At 71.6% G+C, this 13851-nt stretch carries 15 protein-coding genes; 7 read left to right on the top strand and 8 right to left on the bottom strand.

What is annotated here, in order from left to right:
* Nucleotides 1-85: 85 nt before the first annotated feature.
* Nucleotides 86-883 (top strand): peroxide stress protein YaaA, encoded by a 798-nt coding sequence (yaaA, locus tag AX721_RS04890; RefSeq protein WP_068874903.1) that lies wholly within the window; start codon nucleotides 86-88, stop codon nucleotides 881-883.
* Here yaaA and AX721_RS04885 read toward each other — a convergent pair.
* Both AX721_RS04885 and AX721_RS04880 read right to left on the bottom strand, forming a co-directional pair.
* On the bottom strand, nucleotides 874-1722 hold the full coding sequence (locus tag AX721_RS04885; protein ID WP_068874902.1) for a pyridoxamine 5'-phosphate oxidase family protein: 849 nt from the start codon (nucleotides 1720-1722) through the stop codon (nucleotides 874-876). The genes yaaA and AX721_RS04885 overlap by 10 nt on opposite strands.
* A 4-nt stretch (nucleotides 1723-1726) precedes the next feature.
* On the bottom strand, nucleotides 1727-2341 hold the full coding sequence (locus AX721_RS04880; RefSeq protein WP_068874901.1) for a glutathione S-transferase family protein: 615 nt from the start codon (nucleotides 2339-2341) through the stop codon (nucleotides 1727-1729).
* Between the two features lie 75 nt (nucleotides 2342-2416).
* Between AX721_RS04880 and AX721_RS04875 the strand changes: the two genes are divergently transcribed.
* On the top strand, nucleotides 2417-3316 hold the full coding sequence (locus AX721_RS04875) for a LysR substrate-binding domain-containing protein (RefSeq protein ID WP_068874900.1): 900 nt from the start codon (nucleotides 2417-2419) through the stop codon (nucleotides 3314-3316).
* Between the two features lie 72 nt (nucleotides 3317-3388).
* A complete protein-coding gene (locus AX721_RS04870; protein ID WP_068874899.1) occupies nucleotides 3389-4372 on the top strand; it encodes a nitronate monooxygenase family protein in 984 nt (327 codons plus the stop codon).
* Here AX721_RS04870 and AX721_RS04865 read toward each other — a convergent pair.
* Complete coding sequence (locus AX721_RS04865) at nucleotides 4369-4926, bottom strand: hypothetical protein (RefSeq protein WP_068874898.1); 558 nt, start codon at nucleotides 4924-4926, stop codon at nucleotides 4369-4371. The genes AX721_RS04870 and AX721_RS04865 overlap by 4 nt on opposite strands.
* 115 nt (nucleotides 4927-5041) lie before the next feature.
* On the opposite strand from AX721_RS04865, the gene AX721_RS04860 reads away from it, so the two are divergent.
* The 4 genes from AX721_RS04860 to AX721_RS04845 all read left to right on the top strand — a co-directional run bounded on the left by AX721_RS04860 (nucleotide 5042) and on the right by AX721_RS04845 (nucleotide 8368).
* Complete coding sequence (locus AX721_RS04860) at nucleotides 5042-6010, top strand: SPFH domain-containing protein (protein WP_197422468.1); 969 nt, start codon at nucleotides 5042-5044, stop codon at nucleotides 6008-6010.
* Between the two features lie 3 nt (nucleotides 6011-6013).
* Nucleotides 6014-6472: an NfeD family protein gene (locus tag AX721_RS04855; RefSeq protein ID WP_068874896.1), complete on the top strand. Its 459-nt coding sequence runs from the start codon at nucleotides 6014-6016 to the stop codon at nucleotides 6470-6472.
* 169 nt (nucleotides 6473-6641) lie between these two features.
* The gene (locus tag AX721_RS04850) at nucleotides 6642-7958 is read left to right on the top strand and encodes a hypothetical protein (RefSeq protein WP_156467013.1); all 1317 of its coding nucleotides are present in this window, start codon (nucleotides 6642-6644) and stop codon (nucleotides 7956-7958) included.
* A 116-nt stretch (nucleotides 7959-8074) separates the two neighbouring features.
* Nucleotides 8075-8368: a DUF1330 domain-containing protein gene (locus tag AX721_RS04845; protein ID WP_068874894.1), complete on the top strand. Its 294-nt coding sequence runs from the start codon at nucleotides 8075-8077 to the stop codon at nucleotides 8366-8368.
* Here the strand turns inward: AX721_RS04845 and AX721_RS04840 are convergent.
* The 5 genes from AX721_RS04840 to AX721_RS04820 form a co-directional block, all read right to left on the bottom strand.
* Entirely contained in the window at nucleotides 8365-9906 is a 1542-nt protein-coding gene (locus tag AX721_RS04840; protein WP_068874893.1) for an acetolactate synthase large subunit, read from the bottom strand. The two genes, AX721_RS04845 and AX721_RS04840, sit on opposite strands and share 4 nt — an antisense overlap.
* Entirely contained in the window at nucleotides 9907-11682 is a 1776-nt protein-coding gene (locus AX721_RS04835) for a feruloyl-CoA synthase (protein ID WP_068874892.1), read from the bottom strand.
* A 104-nt stretch (nucleotides 11683-11786) separates the two neighbouring features.
* A complete protein-coding gene (locus tag AX721_RS04830; protein ID WP_068874891.1) occupies nucleotides 11787-12272 on the bottom strand; it encodes a BLUF domain-containing protein in 486 nt (161 codons plus the stop codon).
* Nucleotides 12273-12339: 67 nt separating this feature from the next.
* Complete coding sequence (locus AX721_RS04825) at nucleotides 12340-13557, bottom strand: RNA polymerase sigma factor (protein WP_068874890.1); 1218 nt, start codon at nucleotides 13555-13557, stop codon at nucleotides 12340-12342.
* Between the two features lie 3 nt (nucleotides 13558-13560).
* Nucleotides 13561-13821 (bottom strand): YciI family protein, encoded by a 261-nt coding sequence (locus tag AX721_RS04820; RefSeq protein ID WP_197422465.1) that lies wholly within the window; start codon nucleotides 13819-13821, stop codon nucleotides 13561-13563.
* Nucleotides 13822-13851 lie beyond the last annotated feature (30 nt).

The raw sequence follows: 13851 nt of genomic DNA, 5'->3' as shown, positions 1-13851 counted from the left end.
CAGCACTCATGGCCGAGCCTCAGCAGGCGATCAAGCCCGGCGCGCCCGCCTTGGCGCCGCGGCCAAGTCGCGGCAAAGGACGCCGATGCTGATCGTGCTCTCTCCGGCCAAGGCGCTGAACTTCGACGCGCCGCCCGCTTCCGCGCCCCTGACCCTGCCGCAGATGGCCGAGCAGACGGCCGAACTGGCGAAGACCACGAGGAAGCTGCGAGTCGTCGACCTGAAGCGGATGATGTCGCTGTCCGACGCCCTCGCGAAGCTGAACCGCGAGCGGTTCCAGGCCTTCGACCCCGAGAGCGAGGAGGGCCTGCAGGCGGCCTTCGCCTTCAACGGCGACGTCTACCTGGGGCTGAAGGCGCGGGAGCTCGACCGCAAGGCCCTGGGCTGGGCGCAGGACCACGTGCGGATCCTGTCCGGGCTCTATGGCGTGCTGCGGCCGCTGGACGCGATCCAGCCCTATCGGCTGGAGATGGGTGTGCGCATCAAGACCCGGCGCGGGCAGAGCCTCTACGACTTCTGGGGGTCGCGGATCGCTGAGGCGCTGGACGAGGCGGCGGCCGGCCACAGGGACGGGACGATCGTGAACTGCGCCAGCAGTGAATACTTCGGCGCCGTGGACCGGACCGCGCTCAAGGCTCCGGTGCTCTCGTGCCGCTTCCTGGAAGAAAAGGACGGCGAGGCCCGGATCATCTCGTTCTTCGCCAAGCGGGCGCGGGGCGCCCTGGCGAGATACGCCATCGACAACCGGATCGAGCGGTCGGCGGACCTCAAGGGATTCGACATGGACGGCTACCGGTTCCAGCCGCACCTGTCGTCGGACCAGGAGTTCACCTTCCTGCGGCCCCAGCCTCCGCCGCCCGTGCGCGGCAAGGCTCAGGCGTAGAGGCCGGCGGGCCCGCGCCAGCCGCCGGTGACCGTGAAGCGCCAGGTCCGCTCGGCGCCCGGCAAATCGTGCTCGCTCCAGGCCACCTCGGCGGTCCCCTGCAGGTGCAGCAGCTCGCCAGCCGCGAAGTCCACGAACAGCAGGGCCGCCCGCGGCTCGAGCAGCAGGTTGCCCAGGGTGTTGAAATAGCGGTTCCCCCGATAGTCGGGGATGGTCAGGATGTCGCCCGCCACCTGGACGAAACCCGGCGGCCCGCCGCGGTGCGAGACGTCGACGCCGCCGTTCTCCACGCCCGGCCCGCTGGTGGTCGCCACGAAGAAGGTGTCCGCGGCCGCGATCTGCTTGCGGGCCCGCGCATCCAGGCCGGCCAGGGGTTCGGCCTCGATGGCCACGCGGCGGTCGGCCATTACGTGGCGGGGGTGGATATACTGGGGGCAGTTGCCGAAGCTCTGGCGCACCCGGACCGTCAGGCCCTGGTCGTCGGCCTGCTCGACCACGCCGTTGGCGCGGTTGCGGCGGCGCGTGTCGGGCTGGATGCCCAGCAGGCCGACGGGCGCGCCCGGCTCCATCCGCCGGCCCGCGGGATCGGCGCTGCGTGCGGCGATGGCCAGCGTCGTGGGGTCCGGGCTTGAGACGAAGCCGGGGCGGCCGGTGAGCAGCGTGGCCATCGGGGCGCCGTCCGCGTCCAGGGTCGCGGCGACCATGAACGGCAGGCTGGCGAAGAACTCCCGGTGCTGGTCGGGCATGAAGCTGCGGATGCCCGCCCCGCCCGGGATGTGGTCGGCGCCCGAGAGCGTCTGGGCGCGAAGCTCGCCGACGTGCCAGGGGGTGTCGTCCATGGCCTTAGGCCGGAACCGGCGAACGGGGCATGGCGGCGACGCCCGGGAGCGCCTCGAACCGTGCGATCCAGGCCCGGACGGCGGGATAGGGCGCCAGGTCCACGCCGCCTTCCGGCGCGCAGGCCACGTAGGGGTAACAGGCCACGTCCGCCAGGGTCGGGCGGTCGCCGGCGAGCCAGTCGGCTCCGGTGAGCGCCCCATCCATGAAGCCGAGTAGGCGGGCGGCGACGGCGTGGGCGTCGGCCAGGTCGGTCTTCAGGCCGAACAGGTGCACGGCGCGCGCATTGGCCGGGCCGAAGCGGACCTCGCCCGCCGAGATCGAAAGCCAGCGCTGGACCCTCGCGGCCTCGACAGGCGTCTCCGGCAGCCAGGCGCCCGAGGGATCGTAGCGCTTGGCCAGGTAGACGAGGATGGCGTTGGAATCGGCCAGCACCACGTCGCCGTCCTCCAGGACCGGGATCTGACCCAGGGGGTTCAGGCGGCGGAAGGCGTCGGTGTCGCGCTGGTCGCGCCCGGCTTCCACCGTCGCATAAGGGAGGCCCAGCAGGCCCAGGAAGACGCCCACCTTGTGGACGTGGCCGGAGAGGTGGACGCCGTGCAGGCGGATCTGACTGGTCATGAACGCAAGCTAGGCGTTGCGATCTGCATGCAGAAGCGGGCAAGATCGCAAGTCAGAATTGCGGAAAATGGAATAATGGATCGGCTGGACGAGCTGGCGGTGTTCGTCGCCGTTCTGGAGACGGGGAGCCTTGCGGCCGCGGCGCGCCGACTGCGGCGCTCGCCGGCCGCGGTGACGCGGACCCTGGCGGCGCTGGAGGGCCGGATCGGGGCGCGCCTGGTGGAGCGGACGACGCGCCGGCTCGCGGTGACCGAGGCCGGGCGGCGGCTGGCCGTCGAGGCGCGCGCGGTCCTGGCGGCGTATGAGGCGGCGATGAGCGGCGAGGACGACGGCCCGCTCCGCGGAACGTTGCGGATCAGCGCGCCGCTGGTGTTCGGCCGCCGCCATGTGGCGCCGCTGCTGGCCCGGTTCCTGGACGCCCATCCGCAGGTCGCCGCCGAGCTGGTGCTGAACGACCGCAACCTCGACGTGATCGACGCGGGCCTGGACGTGGCGGTGCGGATCGGCGCCCTGGCCGACTCCAGCCTGGTCGCGCGCCGGGTCGGGGAGGTGCGCCGGGTGGTGGCAGCCTCGCCGGCCTATCTCGCACGCCGGGGGACGCCGGCCGGACCGGCCGACCTCGCCGAGCACGACATCGTCTATTCCAGCACCCAGCCGGGGCCGACCGAATGGCGTTTCGACGGGCCGGGCGGGAGTCAGACGGTGCGCCTGCGCCCGCGGCTGATGATCAACGCCATCGAGCCGGTGGTCGCCGCGGCGGTCGAGGGGCGGGGCGTGACGCGGGTCTTCTCGTACCAGGTGGCCGACGAACTGGCGGACGGGCGGCTGGTCCGGCTGCTGGCGGCCCACGAGCCGGCGCCGATCCCGGTCCAGCTGGTCACCGTGAGCGCGCGGCTGGCGCCGACGCGGGTGCGGGCGTTCCTGGACTTCGCCGCGGAGGGTCTGTCGCGCCTGCCGGTGATCCGCCCGGCCTGACCTCGCGTCACGGTTTCCAACGATAACCTGGGGCGCCATGCTCCCGCGCAACGAACGACGGGAGGATGTCCGATGGCCCTGCACACCAAGCTCTGCGACCTGCTGGGGGTGAAGCACCCGATCATGCTGGCGGGCATGGGCGGGGTCTCGTACGCCGAGCTGGCGGCGGCGGTCTCGAACGCCGGCGGCTATGGCGTGCTGGGCATGGCCGGCCGCGGGCCGGACTTCATCCGCGAGCAGATGCGGCAGGTGAAGACGCTCACCGACAAGCCGTTCGGGGTCGACCTGCTGGCGGCCTCGCCCGAGAGCCTGACAGCGTCGGTGGACGTGATCATCGAGGAGGGCGCCTCCAGCTTCGTCGCCGGCCTGGGCGTGCCGATGCCGATCCTGGAGAAGCTGAAGAAGGCCGGCCTCAAGGTCATGGTGGTCTGCGGGGCGGTAAAGCATGCGGTGAAGGCGGAGCAGGCCGGCTGCGACGCGGTGATCTGCCAGGGCGGCGAGGGCGGCGGCCACACCGGCCTGGTCGGCACCATGCCGCTGGTGGCCCAGGCGGTGGAGCAGGTGAAGATCCCGGTGGTGGCCGCGGGCGGCCTCTATGACGGGCGGGGGCTGGCGGCGGCGCTGAGCCTGGGCGCCGTGGGCGTCTGGATGGGCACCCGGTTCATCGCTTCGGCCGAGGCGCACGCGGGCCAGATGTACCGCGACGTGATCGTGGAGGCCTCCGACGAGGACACCATTCGCACCCGCAGCTATTCGGGCAAGCCGATGCGCGTGAAGAAGAACCCCTACGTCGAGGACTGGGAGACCCGTCCGGGCGAGATCCAGCCGTTCCCGCAGCAGGCGATGCTCTCGACCCGCGAGGGGGTGATGGGCGGCATCGGCGGCCAGATCGAGGGCCTGGACATCGACCGCTCGTGCTTCGCCATGGGCCAGTCGGCGGGCGGGGTCCGGGACGTCCTGCCGGCGGCGGAGATCGTGGCGCGGATCATGGCCGAAGCCGAAGCCGCCATCGACCGCGTCTCGGCGATCCGGCGCGGCGCGGCGGTTCCAGCCTAAGCCGCCTCGGCTAGGTAGGCGACCGGATCGCGCAGGAAGCCCCGGGCCTCGCCCAGACAGCCCTGCCAGGCGGCGAGATGGGTGACGGCGCTGTCGCGGGTGTCGGACTTCACCAGCATGGCGGCATAGATGGCGTGCGCCTTGCCGGCCTTGTCCTGGTAGATGCGGCAGAAGACCGAGGTCTGGTTGAAGCCGTTGATCTGGGCCAGGGTCGGCGAGCCGCCGTCCAGCAGGCTGTCGAACAGCGCCGCCTGGCAGGCGCGCCCTTGCGGATTGCAGCCGGCGAACTGCAGCGAGAAGTTCGCCGCCGTGGAGGTGACGGTGACGAACACCGAATCCTCTTCCTTGCGGCCGGTCTGCACCTTGGCGCCAGCCTCGCCCAGGATCGCCATCAGGCCCTGCGGGTTCTGCGCGTCGTAGGTCGCGGCAGGCTTCGGCGCGGGCCTGGCGGGCGCGGGCTTTGCGGCGGGGGTCTTGGCCGCGGGCGCCTTGGGGGCCGGGGCGGCGGCGAGGCAGGCGAGGGCGGCCGGGACGAGCAGCAGGTGTCGGATCATGGCGGACCGCTAACAGACCCTCGATCTTGGCGCGAGCATGTCCGTCCGGTTTCCGTGGCGGCGGGCCGCAACCCCCGATAAGCTCACGACGGTCTCTGGGGAGGGCAGGATGGATATCGGGCTGATCGTCGCACTGGTGTTCCTGGCGCTGGCGGTGGTGGTGGCGCTGGGCGCCATCAAGATCGTGCCGCAAGGGCGCGAGTACACCGTCGAACAGTTTGGCCGCTACACGCGGACTCTCAAGCCGGGCATCAGCTTCCTGACGCCGTTCGTCGAGGGCGTCGGCCGGCGGGTCAATATGATGGAGCAGGTCCTGGACGTGCCGCGCCAGGAGGTGATCACCAAGGACAATGTGATGGTCCAGGTGGACGCCATCGTATTCATCCAGGTGATGGACGCCAGCCAGGCGGCCTACCGGGTGGACAACCTGAACTACGCCATCTCGCAGCTCACCATGACCAACCTGCGGACGGTGGTGGGCTCGATGGAGCTGGACGAGGTGCTGAGCCAGCGGGACCTGATCAACACCCGCCTGCTGGACGTCATCGACCAGGCCACGACGCCCTGGGGGGTGAAGGTGGCGCGGATCGAGATCAAGGACCTGACGCCGCCGCCGGACATCACCAACGCCATGGCCCGCCAGATGAAGGCCGAGCGCGAGCGGCGCGCCGTGATCACCGAGGCCGACGGCGAGAAGTCGGCCGCCATCGCCCGCGCCGAGGGGCAGAAGCAGTCGGCGATCCTGGAGGCCGAAGGCCGCAAGGAGGCCGCGTTCCGCGACGCCGAGGCGCGCGAACGCTCGGCGCAGGCCGAGGCCAAGGCCACCGAGCTGGTCTCGGACGCCATCGCCGCCGGCGACGTCAACGCCATCAACTACTTCGTCGCTCAGAAGTACGTGGAAGCTTTCGGCAAGCTGGCGGAGAGCCCGCAGCAGAAGACGGTAATCGTCCCGGCCGAGATGGGCGCCCTGGTGGGCACCGTGGGCGGGATCGGCGAGCTGGTGAAGGCGATCGGCGCCGATGGTCCGCCACCGCCGCGCGCGCCGGCCCGGGGCCGCGGGTCGGTTCCTCCGACGGGGGCCTGAGGCGTGGACGCGGTCACGGGCCTGCTGGCGGAACAACCGTTCTGGATCTGGGCCGGCCTCGCCGCCGCGATCCTGGCGGTGGAAGTCTTGACCGGCTCGGGATGGCTGCTGTGGGCCTCCGCGTCGGCCGCGGCCACCGCGGCGGTGGTCGGTCTCGCGAACATCAGCGTGCCCACCGCCCTGCTGGTCTTCGCCCTCCTGACCATCGTCTCGACCCTGCTGGCGCGGCGCTACCTTCCGCGTCAGGTGGTTGGGCCGGCGGGCGACATCAACGACAATGTCGCGCGGCTGGTGGGCGACGAGGGCTCGGCGGTGACGGCCTTCGTGCGCGGCGCCGGCCGGGTCTTCATCGACGGCAAGGAATGGGCGGCCGAACTGGACGACGGCGAGGCGCTGGAGGCCGGAGCGAGCGTCAAGGTGGTGGGCGTGGAAGGCGCCCGCCTCCGCGTGCGCCGCATCTGAGGCCAAGGCCGCTCCCGGGGCGTCGCCGAACGCTGTGCTGTCAAGCTAAGCCATTGGAAACAAGCCATAGTTCGGCCCGGTTCGCCGGGCAGCTTGACCCCGGCGACATGGCCGCGTTTATGTGCCGCAAAATAACGACCCCCCGGTCACGACCCAGGAGAAGACACAGGTGAAGACGCCTAAAGCAATCGGGCTGGCGATGGCGATGGTCGCCGCGCTGCTGGTCCCGGCGGCGGCCATCTCGCAAGGCAAGAAGCCGGCCGCGATCCCTGAGGCCGCCCGCAAGGCCGGCAAGGCCCAGGCGCCGGAGGTGGTGCAGGCCGCGGGCCTCTCCTGCCAGGTCGACGACGCCCGCCTGATCGGCGAGGACAAGAAGAGCAAGACCTCCTACTACGAAGTCTCGTGCGGCGCGGGCCAGATGGGCTACGTCCTGCAGAAGCCGGCCGAAGGCGCGATCATCGCCTACAGCTGCATCGAGGCGAACACGCCGCCGGCCCCCGGCCAGGCGCCGTCGGCCCCCTGCATCCTGCCCGGCAACTCGGACCCCAAGGCGGTCCTGCAGCCCCTGCTGAAGGCCGCCGGCGCCGACTGCATTCCCGAGCAGGCGCGCGGGATCGGCCAGACCAAGACCAACACCTACATGGAAGTCGCCTGCCAGGGCGGCCAGGGCTACATCGTGCTGGCGAGCGTGCCGTTCGACAGCGCGAAGCCCGCTCAGGCCCAGAACTGCCTGATGTACGACGACGCCGAAACCAACATCAAATGCACGCTGAGCGACAAGGCGACCCGGATCGCGGTCGTCGACAAGTATGCCGGCATGGCCAACAACGGCTGCGCCGTGAAGGACCGCCGCTTCGTGGGCGTGTCGAAGGACAACTCGACGTTCTACGAAGCCTCGTGCCAGGACGGTAAGGGCTATATCTACAAGGTCGCCGCCGCGGGCACGCTGACCGAGACCTACGAGTGCGCCAAGGCCACCCAGATCCTGGGCGGCTGCACCCTGACGGACGCCCGCCAGGCCCAGAGCGAGCAGGCCGGCCTCTACACCAAGCTGGTGACCAGCGCCGGCGGCAAGTGCGACGTCGACAAGTACGCCCTGTTCCCCTCCAAGCCAGGCGAGGAAGTCGTCGAGCTGGTCTGCAAGGACGGCTCGGGCGCCATCCTGATCTCGAAGGCCGGCCAGAAGGGCCAGGCGCTGGACTGCGCCCGCGCCCCGATCGCCGGCTACAAGTGCTCGCTGACCAAGCCGGAGGCGGCCTACGCCCTGCTGACCGCCGACCTCAAGAAGTTCAACTTCAACTCCTGCGACGTCTCGAACAGCCGCGTCGTCGGCAAGACCGAGAAGGGCACGACCTATGTGGAAGTGGCCTGCGCCGACAAGCTGAAGGGCTATATGATCGAGTACCAGGACACGCCTGCCGTCACCGCCGTCCAGGCGATCGGCTGCGCGTTCGCCGGCAACTGCAAGCTGCCCGGCAACACCTAGGCGTTTCGGCCAAGGCCGGAATCACGAAGGCCCGCGGAGCGATCCGCGGGCCTTTTGCTTGCCGAACCTTGGGGCAGGGCCGCGAGGTTGGCGCGCGCATTCGAAGGAGAGACCCGATGCCGGCCTATGTGATCTTCATCAAGAACAAGACCACCGACCCCGAAGAGCTCAAGACCTACGGCCAGAAGGCCGCCGGCGCCCGGGGGGACCATCAGATCACGCCGCTGGCGTTCTACGGCCCCCTGGAGGTGCTGGAGGGCGACGCGGCCGAGGGCGTGGTCCTGCTGCAGTTCCCGGACAAGGCCGCGGCCCGTGCCTGGTACGACAGCCCGGCTTACCAGGACGCCAAGCAGCATCGCCTGAAAGGCGCGGACTATCGCGTCATCCTGGCCGAAGGCCTTGGCGGCTAGATCTTCGCCTCGATGAACATCGGGCCGCGCTGGCCCATGGCGCCGGCGAAGGCCTTTTCGAACTCCTCGGCGGTGGCGCAGCTCACCGCCGGGAGACCGAGGCCCTTGGCCACCGCCACGAAGTCGATGTTGGGATCGCCCAGGTCCAGCAGCTTGCGGGCCGAGGGTCCGGCCTCGCCCGCGCCCGTGCGCTGCATCTCGATGTTCAGGATGCGGTAGGTGTAGTTGGCGAACACCACCACGGTGATGTCGAGGTTCTCGCGCGCCATCGTCCAGAGCGCCTGCACCGTATACATCGCCGAGCCATCGCCGTTCAGGCTGAGCACCTTGCGGTCGGGCGCGGCCACGGCGGCGCCGATGGCGAGCGGCAGACCGATGCCGATAGCGCCGCCGGTCAGGGCCAGCAGGTCGTGCGGGCGAGCGGTGGCGGTGTTGGCGGCGATGCCGGCGCCGGACGTCACGGCGTCGTCGCAGATGATCGCGCCCTCGGGCATGTGGCGGGCGATGGACGCGCCGATCGTGTAGGCGGTCTGCTTGCCGGTCGGGGCCGCATCCGGCAGGACGAGAGCCTGGCTTGGCCCTTCCTTGGGCGCGCCCAGCGCATCGGCCAGGGCGGCCAGGCCCGCGACCGCATCCTCGCCGCGCTCGGCCAGGGTCAGGGTCTCACAGCCCTCGGGGACCAGCACGCTGGGGCGGTTGGGATAGGCGAAGAACGCCACCGGCATGGTCGTGCCGGCGTAGACCATCAGGTCCACGCCCTCGAGCTCGGCCAGGGCCATCTCGCCGAAATACTGCATCTTCTTCGGCAGGAAGCCGCCAGCGCCCCGCGGCTGGCGCGCGACGAAGGTGTCGGAATAGATGGTGACGCCGGCCGCCTCCAGACGCGCGGCCTGCTTCAGCGCGTCTGCGCGGACGGCCTGGCCGCCCAGCAGGACGACCGGCTTCTTCGCCCCCTTGATGGCCTTAGCCGCGGCGTCGACCGCCGATGCCGCGGGCGCGGACCGCGCGGGCTTCTGCGCGATCACGGGCTCGCCCTGGGCCGGCAGCCAGGCGGCGTCGGCGGGCAGGATCAGGCTGACCGGGCCGCCGGGCGGGCCGTAGCTGGCGGCGACCGCCTCGGCGGCCAGGCTGGCCACCGTCTCGGGCGTGTCGGCCGACTTGGCCCAGATGGAGTTCGGCTTCACCAGGGTGGCGATGTCGGAGTTCAGCGGCGCATCGTACTGGCGGTGATAGGTGGCGTGGTCGCCGATCACGTTGACGATGGGGGTGAAGGCCCGCCGGGCATTGTGCAGGTTGGCGACGCCATTGCCGTAGCCGGGGCCCAGGTGCAGCAGGGTGCAGGCCGGCTTGTCCGCGATCCGGCCGTAGCCGTCGGCGGCGCCGGTGGCCACGCCCTCGAACTGGCACAGCACCGGGCGCATGGCCGGCACGCCGTCCAGGGCGGCCACGAACTGCATCTCGGACGTGCCGGGGTTGGCGAAGCAGGCGGTGACGTCGTTGGCCACCAGGGTCGAGATCAGGGCGTCGGCGCCGTTCATCTAGAATTCCATCACGTCGGAGGGAGCGGGGTCGGCGAAGAGCCGGTCTATGGCCCCGGCCCGGTGGGTGCGGGCGAGGCTCTGGGCGATGTAGCCCTTGTCGGTGATCTCGCCCGAACTGGCGTCGGGCGCGTCCGGCAGCACCAGGGCGCGGGCCACGCGGCCGCCGGAGCCCTTGGCGCGAGCGTTGAACGCCGCGAGGCCCGCGCGCACGGCGTCCTCGATCTCGGCCCGCGGGCGAGTGGGGTTGGGATAGAGCAGCAGGCCCACCGCGTCGCGGTTCTCGCCGCAGACCACCGCGTCGGTCACGGCGTCGCCGATCGCCCCCACGGCACCGATCCGCAGCTCGCCCACCGAGACGAAGGTGCCGGAGGCCAGCTTGAAGTTCTCGGACAGCCGGCCGTCGAAGATCATGCCGGCTTCGGGATTGGCCGGGTCGACGAACCGCGCGGCGTCGCCCAGCCGGTAGAAGCCTTCCTCGTCGAAGGCCGCGGCGGAGAGCTCGGCGCGGCCCAGGTAGCCGGGCGTCACCTGCGGTCCCTTGACCCGGAAGTCGAGCTTGCCCGCCTCAGGAACCAGGCGCACCGAGGTGCCGGGCAGGGGCAGGCCGATCATCCCCATGCGGGCATTCGGCCAGTGGACGTTGCAGGCGGTGGGGCCGGTCTCGGTGGCGCCGTAGCCGGAGCCGAAGCTGATCCGCTCGCCCACCGTGCGCACGGCCACCGCCTGGATCCGGTCGGCCGTCGCCTGGCCCAGGGCCGCGCCGCCGTATTGCAGCAGCCGAACCCGGGAGAAGAAGGCGCGGGCCAGGCCGTCGTCCTGCTCCAGGGCCTCGGCGAACAGCATCCAGGCGGCGGGGACCATGTTCTGGTAGGTGGGCGCAACCTCGCGCAGGTTGCGGATCGTCTCGCCGAACTTCGCCGCCGTCGGCTGGCCCGCGTCGATGTAGAGCGAGCCGCCCCGGTGGGCCGAGTAGTGCAGGATCGCGTTGGCCCCCAGGCTGTGGCTCCAGGGCGCCGAATGGACCATGACCGGCGGGTCCGGATCGTCGAAGCAGGCGGTAATCTGGGCCGCGTTCAGGCTCATGGTGCGATGACTGTTGATCACCGCCTTGGGCAGGCCCGTGGAGCCTGACGTGAGCAGGTACTTCGCATGCTGGTCGGGCGCGGCGGACGGGTCCGCCGGGCTCGACGCGTAGAGCCGCTCCAGCAGGATGTCGCCGGGGCGGGGGTTGGCGGCGGCGATCACCGGCAGACCGGCCAGAACATCCGCGGCCAGGCCCTCGGAGAACAGGGCGGCGTCCTCCGTGTAGACGGCGGCAGGCTTCAGGACTTCGCAGGCGTGGGTAAGCCGCGAGATGTTCGCGCCCGGCAGGCCGTACTGCGGCGAGACCGGCGCGATCGGCATGCCCTGGCCCATGGCGGCATAGGCGATCAGGGCGTGGTCGATGGCGTTGCGGGCCAGGATCAGCAGGGGGCGCTCGCCGACGACGCCCAGGGCCTGCAGCCCGCCGGCGAGGGCCGCGATCCGCTGCCAGGCCTCGGCGAAGGTCACGGCGCGCCAGCCCTCGCCCGAGCGCTCGGCCAGCCAGATCCGGTCCGGCCCGGCCGCGGCCCAGTGCCCGAGGGCGGCGGTGACGGTCTGGAACTGCGTCGAGTACGGCGTGGGGTTGGTCAGCACGAATTCGCCGCCGGGGCGCGCCTCGACGGTCAGGCGGCGCGGCGCGTAGCGCGGATCCCGGAAGGGGGCGGTCGAGATGTTGAGCTCGGCGTCCATGGCGCGAGCGTTACGGGGGCCGGGCGGGAAAGGGAAGCCTGTCTTTGGCCCGGCGGGGCCCGTCGGCTGGGGCAGGCCGCCAAGCGTTGCGCGCCGGTTCGTCCTCAACCCGTCGGCGACGCACGCCCTCGGCCGGAATAGGAGGCGACGAGCTCGGCGTGGGCCGCATCGAGCTGGCGGGCGTGGCGCGCGGCAAGACCCTGGAGGTGCTGCAACAGGGCGCCGGCCTCTGCTTCGCGCAGGTCGAAGTCGATATCGGCCGGTCCGAGGAGCGTGTTCTCGAGGCCGGAAAGGGTCAGGCCGCACATCGACCACCGGGGGAAGTCCCGTTCATCGATGCTGATGAGCGACCGCAGCCGGATGTGGGCGTGGCGCTCGTCCCGCAGGATCCGCTCGTAACAGGCGATCACCTGCGCGTCCGGGCCCTCCAGCACCTGCACGAAGCTCTCGCCGTCGGCGAACAGCAGGCCGGTGACCGCATCGAGCCGGTTGCGATGGGCCGAGACGATGAGGATGTCCTGCATCGCCCCGGCAAGGCTGGCGGCGGCCGTGTCCGAGATCCGGCTGACGTAGAGGAGGCGGCAAAGCATCGGCGATCCATGTGCGGCCAGCCGACCAATAGGCCCTGGGCGGGACGATGCAACCGCGGCCCCGGCGTCACGCCACGTCAAGGTCCCGACGTCGGCGCTCGAGCCACAGGCGCTCGGCAGGGGGCGGTTCCAGGGCCAGCGCCGCGGCGTAGGCGTCGCGCGCCTCGTCGCGACGTCCGCTCCTCGCGCTGAGGGCGGCCCGGGCGGCCTGGTAGGGCAGCCAACCCTCCAGGCCCTCGATCCGCGCGAGCTCGGCGAGGCCCGCGTCCGCGCCGCGCGCCTCGCCGATGGCCACGGCCCGATTCACGGCTACGGCGGCATGGGGGCGAACCTCGGCCAGGACGTCATAGAGCGCGGCGATGGTCGGCCAGTCCGTCGCGCCCGTCTCGGCGCGGGTGCAATGGGCGGCGTGGATGGCGGCCAGGATCTGCCGCGGGCCGCTGCGGCGAAGGGCGGCTGCGCGGTCGAGGAGCTTCGCGCCCTCGGCGATGAGGTCGCGGCGCCACAGGCGGACCTCCTGCTCGGGTGGCGGGACCATGGCGCCCGCATCGTCCAGCCGGGCCGGACGGCGCGCCTCGGCGAACCGGACAAGGGCGGCGAGACCCAGGACCTCGGGCTCGCCGGGGACCAGTTCGGCCAGCAGGCCGGAGAGGCGCAAGACCTCAGCGGCGAAGGGCGCGGCGTCGCGATCGGCCAGCGCGGCGTCCTCGTAGGCCTGGGCATAGGCGATCTCGAGGGTGGCCAGGACCGCCTCGAGCCGCTCCGGCCAGGCGGCGCGGGTGGGGACCTCGAACGGCACGCCGGCGCCGGCGATCTTGCGTTTCGCGCGCGTGATCCGCTGCAGCATGGCCGGCTCGGCGGTGAAGAAGGCGCGGGCCAGGCGCTCCGTGGACAAACCGCAGACGACCTTGAGCGTGAGGGCGGCGCGGCTGTCCGCCGCCAGCGCGGGATGGCAGCACACGAAGATCAGCTTCAGCAGCTCGTCGGGTATGGGCTCGTCGGCCGCCATCAGCGCCTCCTCCGGGGTGGGCGGTGGCTCGGGCGCATCGAGCACCGCCCGCGCGCGCACGGCGGCCCGCCGCTTGGCGTCGATCGCCCTCCGCAGCGCGGCGCGCCACAGCCACGCGGCGGGATCGCGCGGCGCCTGGTTCGGCCAGGCCACGAGCGCGGCGGCGGCGGCTTCGGCGAACGCCTCTTCGGCGAGGTCGAGGTCGCGCAGGCGCCCGGCCAGAGCAGCCACGACCCGCGGACGGGCGACGGAGATGTCCTGGCCGAAGCGTCGCATGGGTCAGTAAACAGCCAGAGGGCGGACCTCGACCTTGCCGCCGTCGACGACCGGGACGCGCCGCGCGATGGCGAGCGCCTCGTCGAGGTGGGGCGCGTCGATCAGATAGTAGCCACCCAGGTGTTCGCGGGTCTCGGCGAAGGGGCCGTCGTGGAGGGTCTGCTGACCGCCCCGGGTCACGACTGTGGTGGCGGTGGAGGTGTCCTGAAGGCCGGAGCCGCCCTTCATCACTCCCCTGGCGCGGAGCTCGGCGGCCAGGGCCATGTGCTTCGCGACAATGTCGGTCAGCGCCGC

It is taken from the genome of Phenylobacterium sp. CCH9-H3 (assembly GCF_001557235.1).
Lineage (GTDB): Bacteria > Pseudomonadota > Alphaproteobacteria > Caulobacterales > Caulobacteraceae > Phenylobacterium.
The sequence above is the reverse complement of the archived record's forward strand: the minus strand, read 5'-3'. Positions and strand labels throughout refer to the sequence as shown.